Source organism: Pandoraea thiooxydans (genome assembly GCF_001931675.1).
GTDB classification, from domain to species: domain Bacteria; phylum Pseudomonadota; class Gammaproteobacteria; order Burkholderiales; family Burkholderiaceae; genus Pandoraea; species Pandoraea thiooxydans.
The window spans coordinates 246,571-267,207 of sequence record NZ_CP014839.1 but is presented as its reverse complement, the minus strand read 5'-3'; the positions used below and the strand labels follow the sequence as shown (position 1 = coordinate 267,207).

Here is a 20,637-nt window from a genome sequence, read left to right as displayed (position 1 = left end):
CAATTTTTAGTTGGAGCAGTTCCATGAGCCAGCACTTCGTCAACACTTTCCTGTTTGGCATCTACCCTTATATCTGCCTCGCGATATGGTTGATCGGCAGTCTGATCCGCTTCGATCGCGAACAATACACATGGAAAAGTGACTCATCCCAGTTGCTGAGGCGCCGCCAATTGCGCCTGGGGAGCAACCTGTTTCACTTCGGCGTGCTGGTCGTGGTAGCCGGCCACTTCGCCGGCTTCCTTGCGCCGCACTGGATGGTGTCGCCGTTTCTGAACGCATCCCAGCACCAGATGATCGCCATGGTCGGCGGCGGCAGCGCCGGCATCGTCGCCATTATCGGGCTGTCGATACTGCTCTACCGCCGCCTTTCCGACCCCCGCATTCGCGTCAACAGCACGCGCGCCGACATCGTCGTGCTGTTGGCATTATGGGTTCAGCTCGCACTCGGCCTGGCAACGGTGCCGATGTCGATGGCGCATATGGACGGCATCATGTTCGAGACGCTGAGCGACTATGTCAAAGGAATCGTCACGTTCGCCCCCGGCAGCTCGGCTCTTCTGGTGGGTGTGCCGCTCGTCTACAAAACCCATATCGCACTGGGCTTCACGATCTTCCTGATTTCGCCGTTCACGCGCCTGGTGCACATCTGGAGCGGTCTGTCCACGCCCGCGTACCTCGTCCGTCCGCATCAAATCGTGCGCAAGCGCTAACTGAAGGAGATTCTCATGCCGGAAATCAATGTCTCCCGCGGAACCGAGCTTGCCGTCAACGGCGTCGTGATCGACGCCCGCGCGATTGCGGAGGAATCCCTGGCCCACGCGGATCAGCCTGACCCCGAGCAGGCGGCGCGACGCGCGCTGGTGGTGCAGGAGCTGCTCAAGCAAAAGGCGCTGGAAGCGGGCCTCCTGAGCGAAGCAGCGGCGTTGGACGATGCCGCCATCGACCGGTTGCTGGCAATGGAGTGCGCGATGCCCGAACCGTCGGACGAGGAGTGCTTGCGCTACTACACGGCGAACCAGAAGAAATTCCGCAGCCCTGACGTCGCCTTCGTACGCCATATCCTTTTCGCGGTGACGGCGAACGCTGCGATGACCCAGGTGCGCGCGCGCGCCGAGCAAACGCATCGGGAACTGGCGCAGCATCCCGAACGCTTCGAGGAGCTGGCAAAGACCCTATCCAATTGCCCGTCCGGGCAGGTCGGCGGCAATCTGGGACAACTGACCCGCGGCGAAAGCGTGCCGGAATTCGAGGCGGCCGTGTTCGACAGCGAGCGCACCGGCCTGTTGCCCGGCCTGGTCAACACGCGCTACGGCTTTCATATCGTCGTGGTGGAGCGGCGCGTGCCGGGCGCCACACTGCCTTTCGACACCGTGCGGGAAGCAGTCGGTCAATATCTTGCGGCTCACGTGCGGCATCAGTCTATCCGGCAATACCTGAGCCTGCTGGTATCCGCGGCCGAGCTCAGGGGCATTGCATTCGACGTGCAGGCGGGCCCGCTGCTGCAGTGAGCGCCGGGCGTTCCAGCCCGGCCGGCTCGCCGTCTACTGGAACGCCACTTCCGCGAAACTGCGCAGCTTGCGGCTGTGCAACCGGTCCAGGCCGCTGCCGCGCAACAACTCCATCGCCTTGACGCCGATTTTCAGATGCTGGTCGACGCGCTCGCGGTAAAAGTGATCGGCCATGCCGGGCAGCTTGAGTTCGCCATGCAGCGGTTTGTCTGACACGCAAAGCAACGTGCCGTACGGAACCCGGAACCGGAATCCGTTGGCGGCAATTGTGGCGCTTTCCATATCGAGTGCGATCGCCCGACTCTGGCTCATGCGCTGCACCGGCTCGCGATGGTCACGTAATTCCCAGTTACGGTTGTCGACCGTCACCACGGTGCCGGTGCGCATCACGCGCTTGAGCTCGTAATCATCGAGTTGCGTGACATCGGCCACCGCACGCTCGAGAGCCACCTGCACCTCGGCCAGCGGCGGCACCGGCACCCACAGCGGCAAATCGGCGTCGAGCACGTGATCCTCGCGCACGTAGCCATGCGCCAGCACGTAATCGCCCAATCTCTGGGAATTTCGCAAACCGGCGCAGTGCCCCAACATGAGCCACGCATGCGGGCGCAGCACGGCAATGTGGTCGGTGATGGTTTTGGCATTCGACGGCCCGATGCCGATATTGACCATCGTGATGCCGGCGCCATCGGGGCGCACCAGGTGATATGCCGGCATCTGCGGCAGACGCTTGACTGGCGTACCCTCGGCGGCTCGCGCACCGAGATTGTCATTCCAGTGAATCACGTCGCCAGGTTCGACAAACGCGGTGTACTGGCTGCGATATTCGCGCAGCGTCGCGTCATCGGTGGCGCGCATCAATTCACGGCCCAGCGCGATGAATTCATCGATATAGAACTGGTAGTTGGTAAACAGCACGAAATTCTGGAAGTGCTGCGGCGAGGTCGCCGTGTAATGCCGCAGGCGGTGCAGCGAGTAGTCGACCCGCGGCGCGGTGAACAATGCCAGCGGATTCGGGCCATCGGCAGATTCGGGGTGAGTGCCGTTGACGATGCCGTCGTCCATGCTCGCCAGATCGGGCACGTCGAACGCGTTGCGCAGCACGCGCAGGTGGCTCTGGTCGAGGTCGCCCTCGAGGTACACACCCTCTTCGAACGCAAAATGGATCGGAATCGGCTCCTCGCTCACGCCGACGTCGAAGGCAACGTGATGGTTCTGGGCCAGCCGGCGCAATTGCTCGACGTAGTAGTTGCCAAACAGATCCGGACGGGTCACGGTGGTCTCGTAAGTGCCTGGCCCCGAAACAAAACCATATGACAGGCGCTTGTCGAGCGCCGTAATATCCTCGGTAGTGATGCGCACGAACGGATAAAAGGCTCGCACGCGCTGTTCAGGCGCACGGCCGGCGGAAAAGCGCGCGAAGGCGGCGCGCAGATGCGCCGTATTGGCGTCATAGATTTCCTTCAGGTACGCCACTGCGGCAACCGGGTCGGCAATCGTCCGGGTCGCATGATTAGGGGTTTTCTCGCGCATTCGGAATCCTTGGCAATACAAGCGCCGGGTTTCGGCGTGCGCCTATTTTGACATGGCCCGGTCGCGCCTGGACAAAACTCCGTTTGGCGTATTCGCGCTGGCCGCGCGCCGGTCATTCGTCCAGCCGCATGCCGACCTTGAGCGTGACTTGCCAGTGCGCGACCTTGCCGCCTTCGATATGGCCGCGCGTATCGACGATCTCGAACCAGTTCAGGTTGTGCAGTGTGTCGGAGGCCTTGCCGATGGCTCGTTGCACGGCATCCTCGATCGACGTGGACGACGATCCGGTCAATTCGATCATCTTGTAGACATGATTTGACATGACGTTCCTCCTGGATGGCCGCGACGGCGGCCGATTCGTTCCAGCGTAGGCCAGCGTCGCGCGTCATGCAACCGAAATCAACCCCAAGTCACGACGCTCCGATGGCCCCCTGTTGCACCGCCTCGCCGCTTGCCGCGCCATGACTGAGCCACTCGAGCACCGCATCGGCCGCATCGCGCGCGGCGTTGGGCAGGGCCCCGCCGTGCTCGTCCTCGCCCTGACCAGCGCTGTCGAGCACCGGCGAGGCCTTGCGAATCGCCACGCCGACCGCGAGGATGTCGATCATCAGCAAATGCAGAATGCGCGAGATCATCGACAGGTGCGAATCGCGCATTTCGAGATGATCCGTCTCGAGCGCCACGCTCGCCTTTTTGGCCAGCGGCGTGCCGCGGGTGGTCAGCGCAATGACGCTTGCGCCAGCGCGCAGCACCTGGTCGGCCAGACGCAGCAACTCTTCCGACTTGCCTGAATTCGACACCATCACGACTACATCGCCTTGCCGCAACAGCGCCGCCGAAGCCGCCTGAAGATAGGGGTCGTGATAGGCAATCGTCGGGATGCCGAAGCGAAAGAATTTGTAGTGCGCATCCTGAGCCACGATGCCGGAGTTGCCCAAGCCATAGAACTCGATACGATGCGCCCGATGCAAGCGGTCGATGGCTTGCTCGAGCGCGTCGAAATTCAAATGCTCGCGCATTTGGAGAATCGCCGACATGGTGTTGTCCAGCACCTTGCTGCCGAAATCCGACGCGGCGTCGCCCAGGCGCACGCGGCTTTGCCCGACCGGCAGCGAGCCGATCAGCTCGCCGGCCAGTTTCAACTTGAAATCGGTCAGACCCTGGCAACCGAGCGATCGGCAAAACCGGATCACGGTCGGCTGGCTGACGTTGGCCTTGCGGGCGATCTCTCCCACCGGGTCGCCGATCAGCGTGCGCGGGTGATTGATCATCAGGTCGGCCACGCGCCGCTCTGCCGGGCTGAGCTTGCTCTGCATATGCTGCACCCGTTCCACCAGCGCGCCGCCGGGCGTGCCGCCGCGCAGGTGATCGGCCAGGATCGCGGACACGCCCAGGAAAGCCGGGTATGGGTCGGCGATGACAAATGTCGGTACCTGCGCCAGATAATCGGTGAAACGACCCTTGGCCTCGAAGCGGGCACGAAACGGCGAGCGCGCGAAGTAGTCGCCCAGATGCGGCACTACACCGCCCCCGATGTAGACACCGCCGCGCGCGCCGAGCGTGATGGCGACATTGCCGGCGAAGGTGCCGAGCATGCCGCAGAAACACTCGACGGCCTCCATGCACAGATCGCACTGCCCGGCCAGTCCCCGCTTGACGATGTCGGCGGTCTCCAGCGGCTCGGCCCGACGCTGGTGCTGCGCCGCCAGCGCCTGATACACCAGCGCGATGCCCGGCCCCGACACCAGCCGCTCGAACGAGACATGCTCGTGGGTCTGCCAGGCATACTGCAGGACGGCGAGCTCGCGCGCATCGGCCGGCGAGAAATTTGCGTGACCGCCTTCGCTGTCCAGCGGTATCCAGCGCTCACCGGCAGGCACCAGCCCGGAGACACCCAGCCCGGTGCCCGGGCCCAACACACCGATCACACTGCCGGGGCGCGCGCTGCCGCCGCCCACCGGCACACGCTGATGCTCGTCCAGGCGCGGCACCGCCATCGCCAGCGCGGCGAAATCATTGACCACCAACAGCGTATCGAGCGAGAGCGTCGTACGAGTCTGCTCGATCGAAAAACGCCAGTTGTGATTGGTCATTGCCACTTCGTCGCCATCGATCGGCGTGGCGATCGCCACGGCCGCATGCGTGACGCGCGTGCCATCGAGCACGTCGGCGGCGTCGCGCAGGTACGCCTGGATCACCTCGGCCAGGCCGGCATAGTCGGCACACGGGTAGACTTTGATATGGCGCCATTGCCCTGGCTCGAATTCGAGGGTAAAGCGCGCGTTCGTGCCGCCGACGTCGGCCAGCAAACGGGGGGCGCGCGCCCGGCCCCCGGCACGTTCATGCTTCGGCACACCAATAGACATCCAGTGTCACTCCTTGATCGCGGCTCAAACGGGAAATCGCGTTATCCTGGTCGAGCTCGGCCGCGGCGCACAGCACGTCGCGCTTGGCTTCGCCCTGAATCAATAGAAACAGCCGGCCGCACTCGCGCAACGCGGCAAGCGACCAGCTCACGCGCGCATGGGGCGCATTGGCTGGCTCCATAAATACGAAGCGAGCCTCCGTGTGGCGCGCCTGCGGCCATTGCGGCGCATCGGCAAACAACGACGCGGTGTGTCCGTCGAGGCCCATGCCGAGCACGCATACGTCGGGCTGCCGGTAGGGGAAATGATCGTTCAACTGCTGTACCTGTTCAGCCGCGGACTTGCTCATGTCGACCAGCGGCAGCCAGCCCGCGGCGCCGGCGCCCGCCTGCCGCAGGCACTCGCGCAGCAGCCGCGCATTGCTGTCCGGATCGCTGTCGGGAACCCAGCGGTCGTCGGCCAGCGTCAAATCGATGCGCTCCCACGGCAGACCGGACTGCGCGAGCCGGGGCAGCAGGGCTCGCGGACTGCTGCCGCCGGATAGCGCCAGCAATGCGCGCGGCTGGCGCTCCAGCACGTCGTGCAGCGCACGCACCAGCGCGGCACTCAAACCATCGGCCTGGGCCTCGATCGAGTCGAAATTTCGCCAGATCAACATGATGTCAGTTTTCCTCCTCTAGCCAGCACGTGCCGTGCTGCGCCAACAGCGCGCTCGACGCTGCCGGCCCCCACGTCCCGGCCGAATACAGTTTCGGCATGCGCGCGCTGTCGGCCCAACCGGTCATGATCGGTTCGACCCAACGCCATGCTTGCTCCTGCTCATCGCGCCGTACGAACAGCGCCAGGCGACCGTGGATCACGTCGAGCAGCAACCGCTCATACGCGTCCATGCTTCCGGCCTTGAAAAACTGGTCGAACGCCAAGTCAAGATGCACACTTTGCAATTGCATCCCTTCGCCGGGTTGCTTGGCCAGGCAATACAGCCGCATCGATTCATTCGGCTGGAGGCGGATCACCAGCCGGTTGGCGCCGGCGCGCAACGACGCTTCGCCCATCAGCGCATACGGCACCGGGCGGAAATTGATCACGATCTCGGCCACGCGCTCGGCCAGACGTTTGCCGGTTCGCAGAAAAAACGGCACGCCGGCCCAGCGCCAGTTGTTGATCTCCGCCTTGAGCGCCACGAAGGTTTCGGTCCGACTCTCGGCAGCCACACCCGGCTCACGCGCGTAAGCGGGCACCGATGCCCCGCCGCTCAGGCCGCTCTGGTACTGGCCGCGCACCACCAACTGATTGACCTCGTCGATGGCAATCGGCTTGAGGGAGCGCAATACGCGCAGCTTCTCGTCGCGCACCGGATCGGCGGCCATCGAATGCGGCGGCTCCATGGCGACAATGGCCAGCAACTGGAGCAGATGGTTCTGCACCATGTCACGCAACGCGCCGGTTTGATCGTAAAAATCGCCCCGCCCTTCGACCCCCAGCTCCTCGGCGATCGTAATCTGAATATTCTCGATCCACTCGCGGCGCCACAGCGGCTCGAACAACGCGTTGCCGAAACGCAGTGCCTGCAGATTCTGCACCGCCTCCTTGCCGAGGTAATGATCGATCCTGTAGATCTGCTGTTCGCTGAAGATCTCTCCGACCGTATCGTTGATTTCTCGCGACGACCGCAAGTCGTGGCCAAGCGGCTTTTCCAGCACGATTCGCCCGCCATCGTGCAGCCCCGCCGCGGCCAGTCCCTTGCACACCGGCTCGAACAGGGCGGGTCCGGTCGCCAGATAAAACACCCGGGCGGCAGGCTTGCCGTCCAGCGCGTCGCGCAGTTGCGTGAAATCGTCCTGCCGGGTCAGATCGAGGGCTACATAGGTAATCCGGTTCAGGAAACGCTCCCAGTCGTCCTCGTCGATCCGTTCCATGTCGAGATGGGGCCGCACCTGCTCCCGCGCCCACGCATGGTAATCGGCCGAGTCCATCGACTTGCGGGCGACCGCGACGATATACCCGTCGTCGCACAGTTGATCGGAACGGTGGGCGCGGTACAGCGCCGGCAATACTTTGCGCAGCGACAAATCGCCAGTGGCGCCGAATAGCACGAAAGTGAACGAGGGGGTGGTATTCGTGGAAGCCATGGGGAGCGGGCCTATGTAGTTAAAAGAGAACATTTTTGACACTAAAGTGTAGTTTAACTACACTCAAACACAAGTCCCGAGGCGAATTCCGGTCAATCATGGCAATCCACCCTACCCTTGAAGCGGTCACCGAGCGCCTTCGCACGCGCAGCAGGGACACGCGACTGGCCTATCTGGCAGGTATCGACCTTGCGCGGCGCACCCAACCGGGGCGTGCCGCCCTCGGATGCGCGAACCTGGCCCATGCAATGGCGGCCGCGCCCGCCGACGACCGCCTGAAGCTGCGCGCCGAGCACAACCCCAATCTCGCGATCGTCTCGGCCTATAACGACATGCTGTCCGCGCATCAGCCGTTCGCGATTTTTCCCGACATCATCAAGGCGGCCGCGCGCGCCCATGGCGCGAGCGCACAGGTCGCCGGCGGTGTGCCGGCAATGTGCGACGGCATTACGCAGGGTTATGCCGGCATGGAGCTGTCGCTGTTCTCGCGCGATATCATCGCGCTGGCGACCCTCGTCGCGCTGTCGCATCAGGTGTTCGACGCAGGTATCTTTCTCGGCGTATGCGACAAGATCGTGCCGGGCCTGGTGATGGGCGCGCTTGGCTTCGGCCATATGCCCGCGGTATTCGCCCCGGCAGGTCCGATGCCCTCCGGCCTGCCCAACGATGAGAAGTCGCTGATCCGCCAGCAATACGCCGCCGGCGAGGTCAGTCGAGAACAGCTGCTGGACGCCGAATTGTCCGCTTATCACGGCGCCGGCACCTGCACCTTCTATGGCACCGCCAACAGCAACCAGATGCTGATGGAATTCATGGGGCTGCACCTGCCGGGCGCGTCGTTCGTCAATCCCGGCACGCCCCTGCGGCATGCGCTCACGCAAGCCGCCACGGCGCGCGCGGTGGCGCTGGCGCACAACGGCGCGACGCTCGCGGCGATGCTCGACGAGCGCGCCATCATCAACGGCGTGGTCGGCCTGCTGGCCACAGGCGGCTCGACCAATCACACGCTGCATCTGGTGGCAATGGCACGCGCCGCGGGCCTGCTGCTCACCTGGCAGGATATCGCCGACCTGTCCGAGGCGGTGCCGCTGCTCAGTCGTATCTATCCGAACGGATCGGCCGATGTGAACCAATTCCAGGCTGCCGGCGGTCTGAACTTCGTGATTCGGGAGCTGCTCGCGGGCGGCCTGCTGCACGCCGGCGTCGACACCGTGATGGGCGCGGGTCTGGATGCATACACGCAGGAGGCCGGTCTGCAAGGCGACACACTATGCTGGCGGCCCGCGCCGCAAGCCAGCCTCGACGAATCGATCGTGCGCCCGCTGAGTAATCCGTTCGCGCCCGAGGGCGGGCTGCGCGTGCTGCGCGGCAACCTCGGGCAGGCCGTCGTCAAATCCTCGGCGCTCAAGCCCGAGCAGCATCGCGTGCGTGCGCCGGCACGCGTGTTCGCCTCGCAGGAGGAAGCTCAGGCCGCATTCAAGGCCGGCGAGCTGACGCGAGACGTGGTGGTGGTCGTGCGCTTCCAGGGGCCCCGGGCCAATGGCATGCCCGAGTTGCACAAACTCATGCCGATGCTGGGTCTGCTGCAGGATCGGGGGCATCGCGTGGCGCTGGTGACCGACGGGCGCATGTCAGGCGCCTCGGGTAAGGTCCCGGCGGCGATTCACGTGTCACCGGAGGCGATCGCTGGCGGGCCCCTGTCGCGCGTGCGCGACGGCGACATGGTCGAACTCGACGCGACGACCCACCGTTTGAATTGCGAAGTCAGCGACGAGGATATGGCGCGCCGCGAGGTCGCGCCACCACCCGAGCGGGCGCTCGACCCATGGCGCAATATGCTCGGATTGTTTCGGCACCACGTCGGCACCGCGCCGCTCGGCGCGTCGGTGTTGTTTGGCAACGCCGATGCGTCATGAAGCGCCGGCGAGCTTCAGGCGCTCGGTGCGGCACGGCGCCGGCGGCAACTGGCCGATACGGATTGCCGTGTCCAGCGTGTCTTGCGCCATGCGCCGGTAAGTGGTCCATTTGCCGCCGGTGACGGTGATCATGCCGTCGCGCTCGACCCGGATCAGATGCTCGCGCGAGAGCTCGGCGGTAGACGATGCCCCTGCCCTGACCAACGGGCGCAAACCGGTGAAATGACCAAGAATATCGCCCCGACCAGGCCGGCGGCTCAAATATTGACCGGCCGTTTGCAGCAGGAAATCAATCTCCTCGTCGCGCGGTTGCGGCTCGAATGGCGTGTCCTCGCGCGGCACGTCGGTGGTGCCGATCAGCGTCTTGCCGTTCCACGGCAGCACGAACAGCACCCGCCCGTCAGCGGTATTCGGAATCAGCAGCGCATGCCCGCCCGGCCAGAACGACGCGTCGAGCAGCAGATGCGTGCCCTGACTGGGCGAGACCAGTGCCTCGGCACTCGGGTCGGCCAGCCGGCGGATCGTGTCGACCCACACGCCGGTCGCGTTGATCACGCACTTGCCGCTGAGCGTGTAGCGCTCGCCGGTGTCCTCGGCGCGCACCTCGATGCCCTGTGCGCGGCCGTCGGGCCGCAGCGGCACGGCAGTCACGCTCATGTGTTCGAGCGCCACGCCGCCCAGCTCGTGCAGGGTATTGGCCAGCGCGCGCGCCAGGCGTAAATCGTCGAATTGGCCGTCGTAGTAGAGAACCCCGCCGCGCAGACCCTCGGCCTTGAGCGACGGCACGCGCGCCAGCGTGGCGCGGCGCGACAGCCATCGGGCCGGCGCCAGGCGCCGGCGGCCGGCCAACGCATCGTAGATTTTCATGCCGGCCCAGTAAAACGGCTGCTCGAACCACCGGTAGCAGGGAATCACGAACGGCAGCGCGTGGCAGATGTCCGGTGCGATATGCAGCAGCGTGGCGCGCTCGTGCAGCGCCTCGCGCACCAATTTGATATTGCCCTGCGCCAGATACCGCACGCCGCCATGCACCAGCTTGCTCGAGCGCGACGATGTGCCGCTGCCGATCGTGCGCGCCTCGACCAGCACCGTCGAGAAGCCGCGTGAGGCGGCATCGACCGCGCAGCCCAGACCGGTGGCGCCGCCGCCAATGACGATCACATCCCATTGGCGGTCGATGCGCAGGCGCGCCAGACCGGCGGCCCGAGCCGCCTCGTGAGGCAGAGGTACGCCGCGCGGCTGAGCGGGCGCGTCCGGGAGTTCGGGGGATACATCCAGTTTCATGGTACGCAGCGTTCCTTCGGCAAGTCGAGTGCCTGGCGATGGCGCCCATTGTAATCGCGCCACCGGGCAGATGCGCCGCAGCGCGGCCGTAACAGCCCGGAAATCGTCCGCCCGGCGCAGAACTCACGGGGCATGTGATAGTCTCAATGCCCGTTGCCGTCTTGCCTTTGTCGATGGAAGCCTTCAATCACATCTCGTTTCTCTGGCTCAATGCCCCGGCCGATACGCCCGCCTGGCAACTCGCCGCCGCCGCCGTGCTGGCCAATGGCCTGATCTACCTGGTGCCGCTGTGGCTCACGGGGCTCTGGCTGATAGGTGGCGGCGCGCGCCGCGCGGCGGTGTCGGCGGTCGCCGCGGTCGCCGTGGCGCTGCTCGTCAACGCCGGCATCGGCCAGGCATTTTTCCATCCACGGCCGTTCATGGTCCATTTCGGCACCAACTTCCTGCCCCACGCGCCGGACAGCTCGCTGCCCAGCGATCACACCACCATCATGCTCGTCACCGCGCTCGTGCTGCTGCGCGCGGCCGAACCGCTGCCGCGCCGCAGCGGCCGGGCGCTGCTGCTATTGACGCTCCCGACCGCGTGGGCACGCATTTTTCTCGGCGTGCACTGGCCGCTCGATATCGTTGCCGCGCTGCTCGTCGCCGTCAGTGCCTGCCTGCTGGTCGGCAGCACCCCGGGGCGGCGCCTGTGCGGCACGCTGCAAACCGCGCTGGAAGCGATCTACCGCGCCGTGCTGGCGCGCCCGATCGCGCGCGGCTGGCTCAGACCCTGAAGCACCCCGCGCCCGGTCGGCAGCCGCATCCGTTAGAATTACTCCAGATCCGCAGCGCGCCCGTTGCCGCGCTGCCCGACGGCAAGCGGGCAGTCGCAGTCTGTCCAGCCGATCGACTTTGTCCTCAGGTGAATTCCATGTCTTCCAATCAAGCATTGTTCGAGCGAGCCCAGCAAACCATTCCCGGCGGCGTCAACTCCCCCGTCCGGGCTTTTCGCTCGGTTGGCGGAACGCCGCGTTTCATCGCGCGCGCCGAGGGGCCCTATATGTGGGATGCCGAAGGAACGCGTTACATCGATTACATCGGCTCGTGGGGGCCGATGATCGTCGGCCACCTCCACCCCGACGTCGTACGCGCCGTCGAAACCGCGCTGCATCAGGGCTTCAGCTTCGGCGCGCCGACCGAGGCCGAAGTGCTGATGGCCGAGACGTTATGCCGGCTGGTGCCGTCCATCGAGCAGGTGCGGCTGGTATCGAGCGGTACCGAGGCCACCATGAGCGCGCTGAGGCTGGCGCGCGGCTTTACCGGTCGCAACAAGATCATCAAGTTCGAGGGCTGCTATCACGGCCATGCCGACAGCCTGCTGGTCAAGGCCGGTTCGGGCCTGCTGACCTTCGCCGACTCGACCAAGAACGCGCCGTCATCGGCGGGCGTGCCGGAAGAGGTCACGCGCCATACGCTGGTGCTCGAATATAACAACGTCGAGCAATTGCGCGACGCATTCGCCGCTCAGGGCAGTGAGATCGCCGCGGTCATCGTCGAACCGGTCGCCGGCAACATGAATCTGGTGCGCGGCACGCCGCACTTCCTGCAAACCATGCGCGAATTGTGCAGCGCCCATGGCGCGGTGCTGATTTTCGACGAGGTAATGAGCGGATTTCGCGTTGCCCTGGGCGGCGCCCAGGCGCTGTACGGCATTCGCCCGGACATGACGTGCCTGGGCAAGATCATCGGCGGCGGCATGCCGGCCGCGGCCTTCGGCGGGCGGCGCGAGATCATGCAGCACCTGGCGCCGCTGGGCGGCGTCTATCAGGCCGGCACGCTGTCGGGCAATCCGCTGGCGGTGGCCGCCGGCTTGAGCACGCTCGGGCTGATCGAGCAGCCGGGCTTTCATGACCGTCTGGCGGCGCAGACCGCCAAACTCGTCGAAGGCTTTAGCGAAGCCGCCGCAGAAGCCGGCGTGCCGTTCTCGGCCGACAGCGCCGGCGGCATGTTCGGACTCTACTTCCGCCCGGAGATTCCGGTCAGCTACGCGGAGACGACGGCGGCCGACGTGCCGCGTTTCAATAAATTCTTTCACGCCATGCTCGCGCGTGGCGTCTATCTGGCACCGAGCGCGTTCGAAGCCGGCTTTGTCTCGAGCGCCCACGGCGAGGACGTGCTGGCGCAAACGCTCGACGCCGCTCGCGAGGCCTTCAAGGAAATCGCGTAAGCTGAACGACATCGGGCGGCTCGCGCCCCCGGCGACAGCCCGCAATGGGATGTGATGCATCGGGCCATTCGCGTGCTATCTTGCTGGCTGGCCCACTCTGTCAGGAAAGGAAAGACATGTCTGCTGCTCGCCTCGATGCTTCCTCAGCGCTGCTGCGCTGGTCCCGTTGGCTGGTCATCGGCCTGCTGGCGAGCCTGCTGTCGGCTTGCGGCTATAACCAGATCCAGGTGCAGGACGAGGCGGTCAAGGCGGCATGGAGCGAAGTGGTCAACCAGTACCAGCGCCGCGCTGATCTGGTGCCGAATCTGGTCAATACGGTCAAGGGTTATACCAAGCACGAACAATCGACGCTGGTGGCCGTGACCGAAGCGCGCGCCAAGGCCACCAGCATTCAGGTGACCCCCGAAGTGCTCAACGATCCGGCGGCCTTCCAGCGCTTCCAGCAGGCGCAAAGCCAGCTGACCGGCGCGCTCTCGCGCCTGATGGCGGTCAGCGAAAACTATCCTCAACTGAAGGCCGACAGCCTGTTCCTCGATCTGCAGTCGCAACTCGAGGGTACAGAAAACCGCATTTCGGTTGCACGCGCGCGCTATATTCAGGCCGTCGAGAAATACAACGTACTGGTGCGAAGCTTCCCCAATAATCTGACGGCCAAGATGTTCGGCTATCATCCGAAGCCGAACTTCACGGTACAGGACGAAAAGGCCATTTCGACGGCACCGGCGGTCAAATTCTGAAAGGCGTTCCGATGACGCACTTGCTTGCCCCATTCTCGCCGAGCCAGCGCCATACCCACGCGCTGCGCCGGTGGCTGGCGGCCTGGTTTGTGCTGCTGTGCGGTTGCTGGCTCGCGCCGCTGGCGCTGGCTGATGATGCGGCCCAGGTGGCGGTGCCGCCGCTCACCGCACGGGTGACCGACCTGACCCAGACGCTGAGCGCGGCCCAGCGCGCTTCGCTCGAGACCCAACTGGCACAGTACGAAAAGCAGCACGGCAGCCAGATTTTTATTCTGATGGTGCCCAGCACCGCGCCGGAGACTATCGACCAGTACAGCATTCGCGTGGCCGACGCCTGGAAAGCCGGCCGCAAGGGCATCGACGACGGCGTCATTGTGCTGATCGCCAAGAATAACCCGCCCGATTTGCGACGCATGCGCATCGAGACAGGCCTGGGTGTGCAAGGCACGCTCACCGATGTCATGAGCGGGCGCATCCTGCGCGACGTCATGGCGCCGCGCTTTCGCCAGGGTGACTTCTACGGCGGTCTGAGCGCCGGCGTGGCCGTTATCGAGAGCCTGGTGACCCAATCCGATCTGCCCGCCCCGGCCTCGTTGCCGGCGGCCAAAGCGCCGAATTCGGAATGGCACGATTTCCTGCCGCTGCTGTTCATTCTCGGCGTGATGGTGCTGGTGCTCTCGCTGGAGCGCCCACGCCGCCCGCCCACCGGCGGCAGTCCGCCCGACGGCGACGACCCCAATCAACGGGTGTACTCCGGGCAGCGCGGGCGCTTCGGGACCGGCATGCTGGGTGGCGGGCTCGGGGGCTTCGGCATCGGCGGATTGGGAGGCTGGCGCAACGGCGGCGACTTCGGCAACCGCGGTGGCGACATCGGTGGCAATATCGGCGGCGGCTTCGACGGCGGCGGCGGTGGCGGCTTCGACGGCGGCGGCGCTTCAGGCAACTGGTGAACACGATGCGACGACGCGATATCTCCCGTTTCTTTCGTCACCTCGGCACACTGCACGCGCATGCGCGCTGGCTGTTTCCACCCAGAACGCTCGACGCCATCGAGGCGGCCATCCGCACCAGCGAGGCTGCGCACCGTTGCGAGATCCGATTCGTCATCGAGGCCGCCATGCCGCTGCGCGAGGTATGGTACGGGCGCACTTGCCGGCAGCGCGCCCAGTCCCTGTTTCGCCACTTGCATATCGGGCGCACCGAGGCGCACACGGGTATCCTGATCTACATCAACGTGGCCGATCGCGACATCGAACTGATTGCCGACCGCGCCATTACCGAGACCGTCGAGCCCGGCGCCTGGAGCAAGGTCGTCGAGCTGCTGAGCCAGGGTTTCCGCCAGCAGCAGTATCTGCAGAGCGCACTGGCCGCGCTGGCCGAACTGCATACCATTGCCGTGACCCATTTGCCCGCCCGCGCGGGCCTGCAGGTCAACGAACTCAGCGACCGGCCGCTGATGCTCTAGAAGGCCGCATATTCATGTTTTCCGCACAAGACTTCGATTTCATGCGGCGTGCGCTGGCACTGGCCGAGCGCGGCATGTTCATCACCACGCCCAACCCCCGGGTGGGATGTGTGCTGGTGCGCGGCAGTGAAATCATTGGCGAGGGCTTCACGCAGCCGGCCGGCCAGGATCATGCCGAGATCCAGGCGCTCAAGGACGCCCGCGCGCGGGGCAACGAGGTGCGCGGCGCAGTCGCTTATGTATCGCTCGAGCCGTGCAGCCATTTCGGCCGTACACCGCCGTGCGCCAATGCGCTGATCGAGGCCGGCGTGGCGCGTGTGATCGCGGCGATGGAAGATCCCAATCCGCAGGTCGCCGGCCGCGGCTTTGCCATGCTCCGTCAGGCTGGCATCGATGTGCGCTGCGGTCTGCTCGAGACCGAGGCGCACGAATTGAACATCGGTTTTGTCTCGCGCATGGCGCGCGGCTTGCCGTGGGTGCGCCTGAAAGTGGCCGCCAGCCTCGACGGCAAGACCGCGCTTCACAACGGCGTCAGTCAATGGATCACCGGTCCGGCCGCGCGCACCGACGGCCATTGGTGGCGCGCGCGGGCCTGCGCGCTGCTCACCGGCATCGGCACGGTACGCGAGGATGATCCGCAACTCACCGTACGCGACATCGCCACGCCTCGCCAGCCATTGCGTGTGCTGGTCGACAGCGCACTCGACGTGCCGCCTGGTGCGCGAATCCTCGCGGGCGGCAACGTGCTGGTGGTGCATGCCCATGGCGATCCGGCACGTGCCGAGCACCTGCGTGCGCTGGGCATCGATCTGCTCGATATGCCCAATGCCCACGGCAAGGTCGACTTGCCGGCGCTGTTGCGCGCGCTGGCGCAGCGCGGCATCAACGAACTGCATGTCGAGGCCGGCTTCAAGCTCAACGGTTCGCTGTTGCGCGAGCACTGCGTGGATGAGCTGCTGGTGTACCTGGCCCCCTGCCTGCTGGGCGACGCACGCGGCATGTTCAATCTGCCGGCGATCGATACGCTCACGCAGGGCGTCGCGCTCGAATTTCACGATACCCGCAAGTTCGGCCCCGACCTGCGCCTGATGGCGCGCATCGTGCGGCCGGACACAGCCCCCTCAGCAAGGAGTTAAGCATGTTTACCGGAATCGTCGCGGCCGTGGGCCGCATTGATGCAGTCACGCCGATCGACGGCGATGCCGACAGCGGAGTCCGGGTGCGCATTGCCGCTCCTGAACTGGATTTGTCCGACGTCGCAATCGGCGACAGCATTGCCATCCAGGGTGCCTGCATGACCGTGGTTGCCAAGGTCGGCAACAGTTTCGACGTCGACATTTCACGCGAGAGCCTGAACAAGACCATCGGTCTGGACGCGCCCGGCGAGGTCAACCTCGAAAAAGCCATGCGCCCTCACGACCGCCTGGGCGGTCACATGGTGTCAGGCCACGTCGACGGCCTGGGCACCGTCACGCATTTCGCTCCGGTCGGTGAGTCGCACGAACTGCGCATCCTGGCGCCGGCCGAACTGGGTAAATACCTCGCCTATAAAGGGTCGATCACCGTCAATGGCGTCAGCCTGACGGTCAACCGCGTGACCGACCAGGCCGACGGCTGCGAGTTTTCCATCAACCTGATCCCGCATACCGTGGCCGTCACGACGCTGCGCCATTTGCAGGCCGGCAGCCGGGTGAATCTCGAGATCGATTTGATTGCGCGGTATGTGGAGCGGATGCTCAGCGCACCGCCAACACTTCATTGCGCGGAGCAATGACGAAGCAGGACTTGCCGCGCAGGTCTCGCCGCGCGCAGGTCGCGCGGGCTCGCGACTCGGTCAATCTAGTGAGTCGCACCACCCAGATGCGGCGATGGTGTCGGAACAGTCCGACGACGCGTGCCTCACCATGCCGCACGTCTCGCAACAGGGCCGCCTGTCGGCGCGCAAGGGCATAACCGTCGTAAGCGCCAACCTGCGCGGTCCAGTTGGCCGAGCCACCTTTGTTCGCGTGATCCGCGCGGGCAGCCAGCAGATGGCGCGGCGACGGATGCGGCGCCGGCAGCGTGACCCGCACCCGTCGGCGCGCAAGCGACTGCACCGGGACGGCGGGGTCGGTCGCATCGACAGCGGTATCGGCCACGGCCGGCGGCACATGGTGATTTGCCGCCAGCATCTCGTTGGGTTTGGCATCCGACGCGAACCCGGCGTCAAGCAGTTTGCCCATCGTGCCATACGCCATGCTCCACGACTGCGCATGAAGCTCGACCCCGACCAGCAACCGGCCATCGCGCACCGCCGCAGTCACGACATTGAAACGGGCGGCATCCGTATAACCGGTTTTCATGCCGATCACGCCCGGGTAGTGTCCGAGCATGCCGTTCAGATTGTGGATCACGCGCCCCTCGAACACGAAGCTGGGCACCGCGAACATATAGCGGTACTGCGGATAGGTCACGAGAATATGACGAGCCAGGACCGCCATATCGTAAGCGTCGACCACTTGCTCGGGATCGGGTAATCCGGATGGATTGCGAAAGCTCGTGTGAAGCATGCCCAGTGCATGGGCGCGGGCCGTCATGGCGCGGGCGAACCGCTCGATGCTGCCGTGGCCGAGATACTCGCCAAGCGCGGTCGCCGCGTCGTTGGCCGACAGTGTCGTCATGCCCAATATCGCCTGACGCACCGTGATGGTCTGGCCGGGCCGCAGGTCGAGGCGCATACGCTGAACCCCGGCGGCGGCCCGGCTCACGGGAATTCGCGTATCGAGCTTCAGCCGCCCGGCGTGCAACGCCTCGAATGCGAGTTCGAGCGTCATCAGCTTGGTCAGGCTGGCCGGGTATCGCTCCGTGTGGGCGCCGTGCTCGGACAAAACGCGCCCGCTGGTGACATCCATGACGATCCAGTCGGTGCCCGGAAACGTCGGCACGCCGATCATGCTGGCCGCCCGAGCCGGGAATATCGCAGCGCAAACCACCAAGCCAAAAACCGCTGTGAGCACCGCAGTCCATTTTTTCTGGATGACTATCCAGGCTCGCGCCGCGTCCAATTACCCTATCTCCTTCAATATGACTGGCCCCTGACCGAAGCAGCAGGGGAAAATGCCGTTGCTGGCCAATTAAGCCGTCAATATACAGGAGCGAGGCGGCGCGCGACACCCGGGTGTGGCCTAGTTACCGCACCGCGCGCCAAGCGTGCCGGCGTCGGCGTGCCGCCCACCGGTCAGTAACCTCCCGTCTGCGGCCTCGCGCCGGATCACAATCGCGTGACGCCGGGCAGCCCGCATCGGTATGCCGCGTCACCGGGCACTGGCGTTCAAGACGTGCTGCCCGCCGGCGCCCAAACTGCCTCCGTGGCACACGACAAGGAGACAGCATGCTGCAAGGCTATTCCATTCCCCGCACGCCCGCCGGGCGCTCGTCGCTCGCGCCGCGCCCGCCGTGGCACTATGCGGGCGAGGCTTTGTCCATTGAATTCGAGGCCGATCCGCAAGCGCTTGCCGCGCATCTTCCCGACGGGCTGACGGCGGCCCGCGGCGCGCGCGAGGGGCGTTGCGCGATATTTTTTTGCGAATGGCAATTTGCCACGGATGCCGGTCTCGAATATCTGGATCCGGTCGCCAGCCAATATCGGGAGACCATTCTTCTAATGGCCTGCGAGCGCGATGGCGCGAGCGCATCGTTCTGCCCATTCATCTGGGTGGATCAGGATCTGGCGCTGATGCGCGGTCTGATCCAGGGCTGGCCCAAGCAATTTGGACGCACCGCCATCACCCGCAGCTACGGCGTGCGTTCGCCCGCCTCGCCGTCGGCCGGCGCCGGCGGACGCTTTGCCGCTTCGCTGGCGTTTCGCGACCGGCGTGTCGCCGACGCCCAAGTCACCCTGCACAGCAAGAGCGATCGGTTACCGGATCCCGGCTTCGCCTCGACCTTCAATGTTCGCCATTTCGCGCGTCTGAGCGCGGGCCGACACGACGATCCAGCCGTCCACGAGCTCGTCCAACTGCGGGCCCGCAATGTCGCGGTCGAAAACCTCATGGTCGGCGATGCGTCGCTCGTCCTGTTCGATCATCCGGGCCTCGAGCTCGCGGCATTCGGGCCGCTGTCGGTGGGGCGAGGGTTTCGCATGACCATGTCGCTCAGCGTGGACGACTTGCAGTTGATCGACGATTACACGGAGCCGACACCGTGACCTCCATTCAGAATGGCATGATCGCGCTGGATTCGTCGGCCTGGCAGGCGCACGGCGCTGATTCGAATTCGAGCTGCTGTATGGCCTGCGCACCGATTGGCAGCTTAAACTACGCAGCATGGGCTATCGGGTACGCGTCTATCTGCCGTTCGGCGAGGACTGGTGGCCCTGCGCGGCCCGGCGCGTGGGCGAGCCTCCGCGTAGCGCGTGGCTGATCGCGCGCGGCGCGCGGCAACGGCTAGGGTTACGGGTTCGGCTGGACGGTCGCGGAGGCGCAAATGACGATATCGAGCTTTACCTGGTATTGCGGCACGACACTGCCGGGCGAAGTCATGAACGCCGCCCTCGAGGCCTATCATTTCCAACCCCATTTCCACGATGCGTGGTCGGTCGGCGCAATCGTCGCCGGATGCTGCACATTTTCCTGTCACGGCACGGAGCACATTGCCCGTCAGGCGGATATGGTAATCATTCCGCCGCGCGCGGTGCATACCGGCGGCACCTCGGCCGCGCCGCTTGCCTATGGCATGGCTTATCTCCAGACCGAGTGGTTCGACGCTCATGCCATGCTGACTCACGGTGCGCCTGTCGGCTTCCCCACGGTGGTCATCTCGGACACCGCGTTGTGCGAGCGGTGGGCCGCAGCGCTCACCCGCCCTGACCTGTCCGACGAGCAACGCAAGCGGGCCATTTCGCTGGCGCTGCTCGAGCTGCTTGCGAAATACGGCGCGCGGGCGCCAGACATGCCGTCGGTTCCGGTGACGGGCGGCGACGCTTGCGCCGAACTGCAGGCATCGATGCACGGGCGCGATCTGCCGAAGGCCGACGTGGACGGACTGGCACGCCGCTGGGGAATGCATCGCACGACTTTGAGCAAGCGATTTGCGCAGCGCTACGGGTTACCGCCCGACACCTGGCTGCGCAATTGGCGAGCCGTCAAAGCCAAAGCACTGATTCGCGACGGCATGCCGCTGGCGGACGTCGCCGCCGCTACCGGGTTTGCCGACCAGGCCCACCTCACCCGAGTGTTCAAGCGCATTCATGGCGCGGCCCCAGGGGCGTTACAGAAATCGTCGGTCCGCCGTGCCGAGCAGACCGACGACGAGACCCTCCGGGCGCACCGGCACGATCGCTGACGCAAGCGCGGAAGCGCGGCGCACCGCCGCGGCCCCTGATTGCACCGAAAATGGGCATGGCGGGCGTCGGTGCGGCCGAACCCGGCCGGCCGGCGTAGAATTGCCCGCGCACGCTTCTTGCTCGGCTATTCTGTAGGTAAACTGAGCGCACTTTGGGCGTGACCT

The 20,637-nt window shown here is 65.3% G+C and carries 19 protein-coding genes; 12 read left to right on the top strand and 7 right to left on the bottom strand.

All coding sequences use genetic code 11. The features are described from left to right. Positions 1-23 precede the first annotated feature (23 nt). Both narI and PATSB16_RS01280 read left to right on the top strand, forming a co-directional pair. On the top strand, positions 24-710 hold the full coding sequence (gene narI, locus PATSB16_RS01285) for a respiratory nitrate reductase subunit gamma (RefSeq protein ID WP_047216092.1): 687 nt from the start codon (positions 24-26) through the stop codon (positions 708-710). A 15-nt stretch (positions 711-725) separates the two neighbouring features. Continuing rightward, complete coding sequence (locus PATSB16_RS01280) at positions 726-1,508, top strand: peptidylprolyl isomerase (protein WP_047216091.1); 783 nt, start codon at positions 726-728, stop codon at positions 1,506-1,508. 33 nt (positions 1,509-1,541) lie between these two features. Here the strand turns inward: PATSB16_RS01280 and PATSB16_RS01275 are convergent, their stop codons facing one another. The 5 genes from PATSB16_RS01275 to zwf all read right to left on the bottom strand — a co-directional run bounded on the left by PATSB16_RS01275 (position 1,542) and on the right by zwf (position 7,539). Further along, complete coding sequence (locus tag PATSB16_RS01275) at positions 1,542-3,041, bottom strand: AMP nucleosidase (RefSeq protein ID WP_047216090.1); 1,500 nt, start codon at positions 3,039-3,041, stop codon at positions 1,542-1,544. Positions 3,042-3,153: 112 nt separating this feature from the next. Further along, entirely contained in the window at positions 3,154-3,363 is a 210-nt protein-coding gene (locus PATSB16_RS01270; protein WP_047216089.1) for a dodecin, read from the bottom strand. A gap of 88 nt (positions 3,364-3,451) precedes the next feature. Continuing rightward, positions 3,452-5,407: a bifunctional transcriptional regulator/glucokinase gene (locus PATSB16_RS01265; RefSeq protein ID WP_047216088.1), complete on the bottom strand. Its 1,956-nt coding sequence runs from the start codon at positions 5,405-5,407 to the stop codon at positions 3,452-3,454. Next, complete coding sequence (gene pgl / locus PATSB16_RS01260) at positions 5,382-6,065, bottom strand: 6-phosphogluconolactonase (protein ID WP_047216087.1); 684 nt, start codon at positions 6,063-6,065, stop codon at positions 5,382-5,384. The genes PATSB16_RS01265 and pgl overlap by 26 nt, the downstream gene beginning before the upstream one ends. Before the next feature lie 4 nt (positions 6,066-6,069). Beyond that, positions 6,070-7,539: a glucose-6-phosphate dehydrogenase gene (gene zwf / locus PATSB16_RS01255; protein ID WP_047216086.1), complete on the bottom strand. Its 1,470-nt coding sequence runs from the start codon at positions 7,537-7,539 to the stop codon at positions 6,070-6,072. A 98-nt stretch (positions 7,540-7,637) separates the two neighbouring features. Here zwf and edd point away from each other — a divergent pair, with 98 nt between their 5' ends. Beyond that, positions 7,638-9,455 (top strand): phosphogluconate dehydratase, encoded by a 1,818-nt coding sequence (edd, locus tag PATSB16_RS01250; RefSeq protein ID WP_062551247.1) that lies wholly within the window; start codon positions 7,638-7,640, stop codon positions 9,453-9,455. Here edd and PATSB16_RS01245 read toward each other — a convergent pair. Further along, a complete protein-coding gene (locus PATSB16_RS01245) occupies positions 9,450-10,739 on the bottom strand; it encodes a glycerol-3-phosphate dehydrogenase/oxidase (protein WP_052892779.1) in 1,290 nt (429 codons plus the stop codon). The two genes, edd and PATSB16_RS01245, sit on opposite strands and share 6 nt — an antisense overlap. 146 nt (positions 10,740-10,885) lie before the next feature. Here PATSB16_RS01245 and PATSB16_RS01240 point away from each other — a divergent pair, with 146 nt between their 5' ends. From PATSB16_RS01240 to PATSB16_RS01210, 7 genes are all read left to right on the top strand, one after another. Continuing rightward, a complete protein-coding gene (locus PATSB16_RS01240) occupies positions 10,886-11,515 on the top strand; it encodes a phosphatase PAP2 family protein (RefSeq protein ID WP_052892778.1) in 630 nt (209 codons plus the stop codon). A 137-nt stretch (positions 11,516-11,652) separates the two neighbouring features. Next, on the top strand, positions 11,653-12,948 hold the full coding sequence (gene hemL / locus PATSB16_RS01235; protein WP_047216084.1) for a glutamate-1-semialdehyde 2,1-aminomutase: 1,296 nt from the start codon (positions 11,653-11,655) through the stop codon (positions 12,946-12,948). A 116-nt stretch (positions 12,949-13,064) separates the two neighbouring features. Then, positions 13,065-13,685, top strand: coding sequence for a LemA family protein (locus PATSB16_RS01230; protein WP_047216082.1), 621 nt, complete (start codon positions 13,065-13,067; stop codon positions 13,683-13,685). 11 nt (positions 13,686-13,696) lie between these two features. Next, complete coding sequence (locus PATSB16_RS01225; protein WP_052892777.1) at positions 13,697-14,635, top strand: TPM domain-containing protein; 939 nt, start codon at positions 13,697-13,699, stop codon at positions 14,633-14,635. 5 nt (positions 14,636-14,640) lie between these two features. Continuing rightward, positions 14,641-15,150: a TPM domain-containing protein gene (locus PATSB16_RS01220; RefSeq protein ID WP_047216835.1), complete on the top strand. Its 510-nt coding sequence runs from the start codon at positions 14,641-14,643 to the stop codon at positions 15,148-15,150. A gap of 14 nt (positions 15,151-15,164) precedes the next feature. Next, positions 15,165-16,286 carry a bifunctional diaminohydroxyphosphoribosylaminopyrimidine deaminase/5-amino-6-(5-phosphoribosylamino)uracil reductase RibD gene (ribD, locus tag PATSB16_RS01215; protein WP_047216080.1) on the top strand — a complete coding sequence of 374 codons (1,122 nt, stop codon included), beginning with the start codon at positions 15,165-15,167 and terminating at the stop codon, positions 16,284-16,286. Between the two features lie 2 nt (positions 16,287-16,288). Further along, entirely contained in the window at positions 16,289-16,924 is a 636-nt protein-coding gene (locus PATSB16_RS01210; RefSeq protein WP_047216078.1) for a riboflavin synthase, read from the top strand. Here the strand turns inward: PATSB16_RS01210 and PATSB16_RS01205 are convergent. Continuing rightward, on the bottom strand, positions 16,887-18,083 hold the full coding sequence (locus PATSB16_RS01205; protein ID WP_052892775.1) for a D-alanyl-D-alanine carboxypeptidase family protein: 1,197 nt from the start codon (positions 18,081-18,083) through the stop codon (positions 16,887-16,889). The genes PATSB16_RS01210 and PATSB16_RS01205 overlap by 38 nt on opposite strands. 437 nt (positions 18,084-18,520) lie before the next feature. On the opposite strand from PATSB16_RS01205, the gene PATSB16_RS01200 reads away from it, so the two are divergent. Both PATSB16_RS01200 and PATSB16_RS01190 read left to right on the top strand, forming a co-directional pair. Beyond that, the gene (locus PATSB16_RS01200; RefSeq protein WP_047216076.1) at positions 18,521-19,336 is read left to right on the top strand and encodes an acetoacetate decarboxylase family protein; all 816 of its coding nucleotides are present in this window, start codon (positions 18,521-18,523) and stop codon (positions 19,334-19,336) included. Between the two features lie 278 nt (positions 19,337-19,614). Further along, positions 19,615-20,472, top strand: a complete 858-nt coding sequence (locus PATSB16_RS01190; protein ID WP_047216075.1) for a helix-turn-helix domain-containing protein — start codon at positions 19,615-19,617, stop codon at positions 20,470-20,472. Positions 20,473-20,637 lie beyond the last annotated feature (165 nt).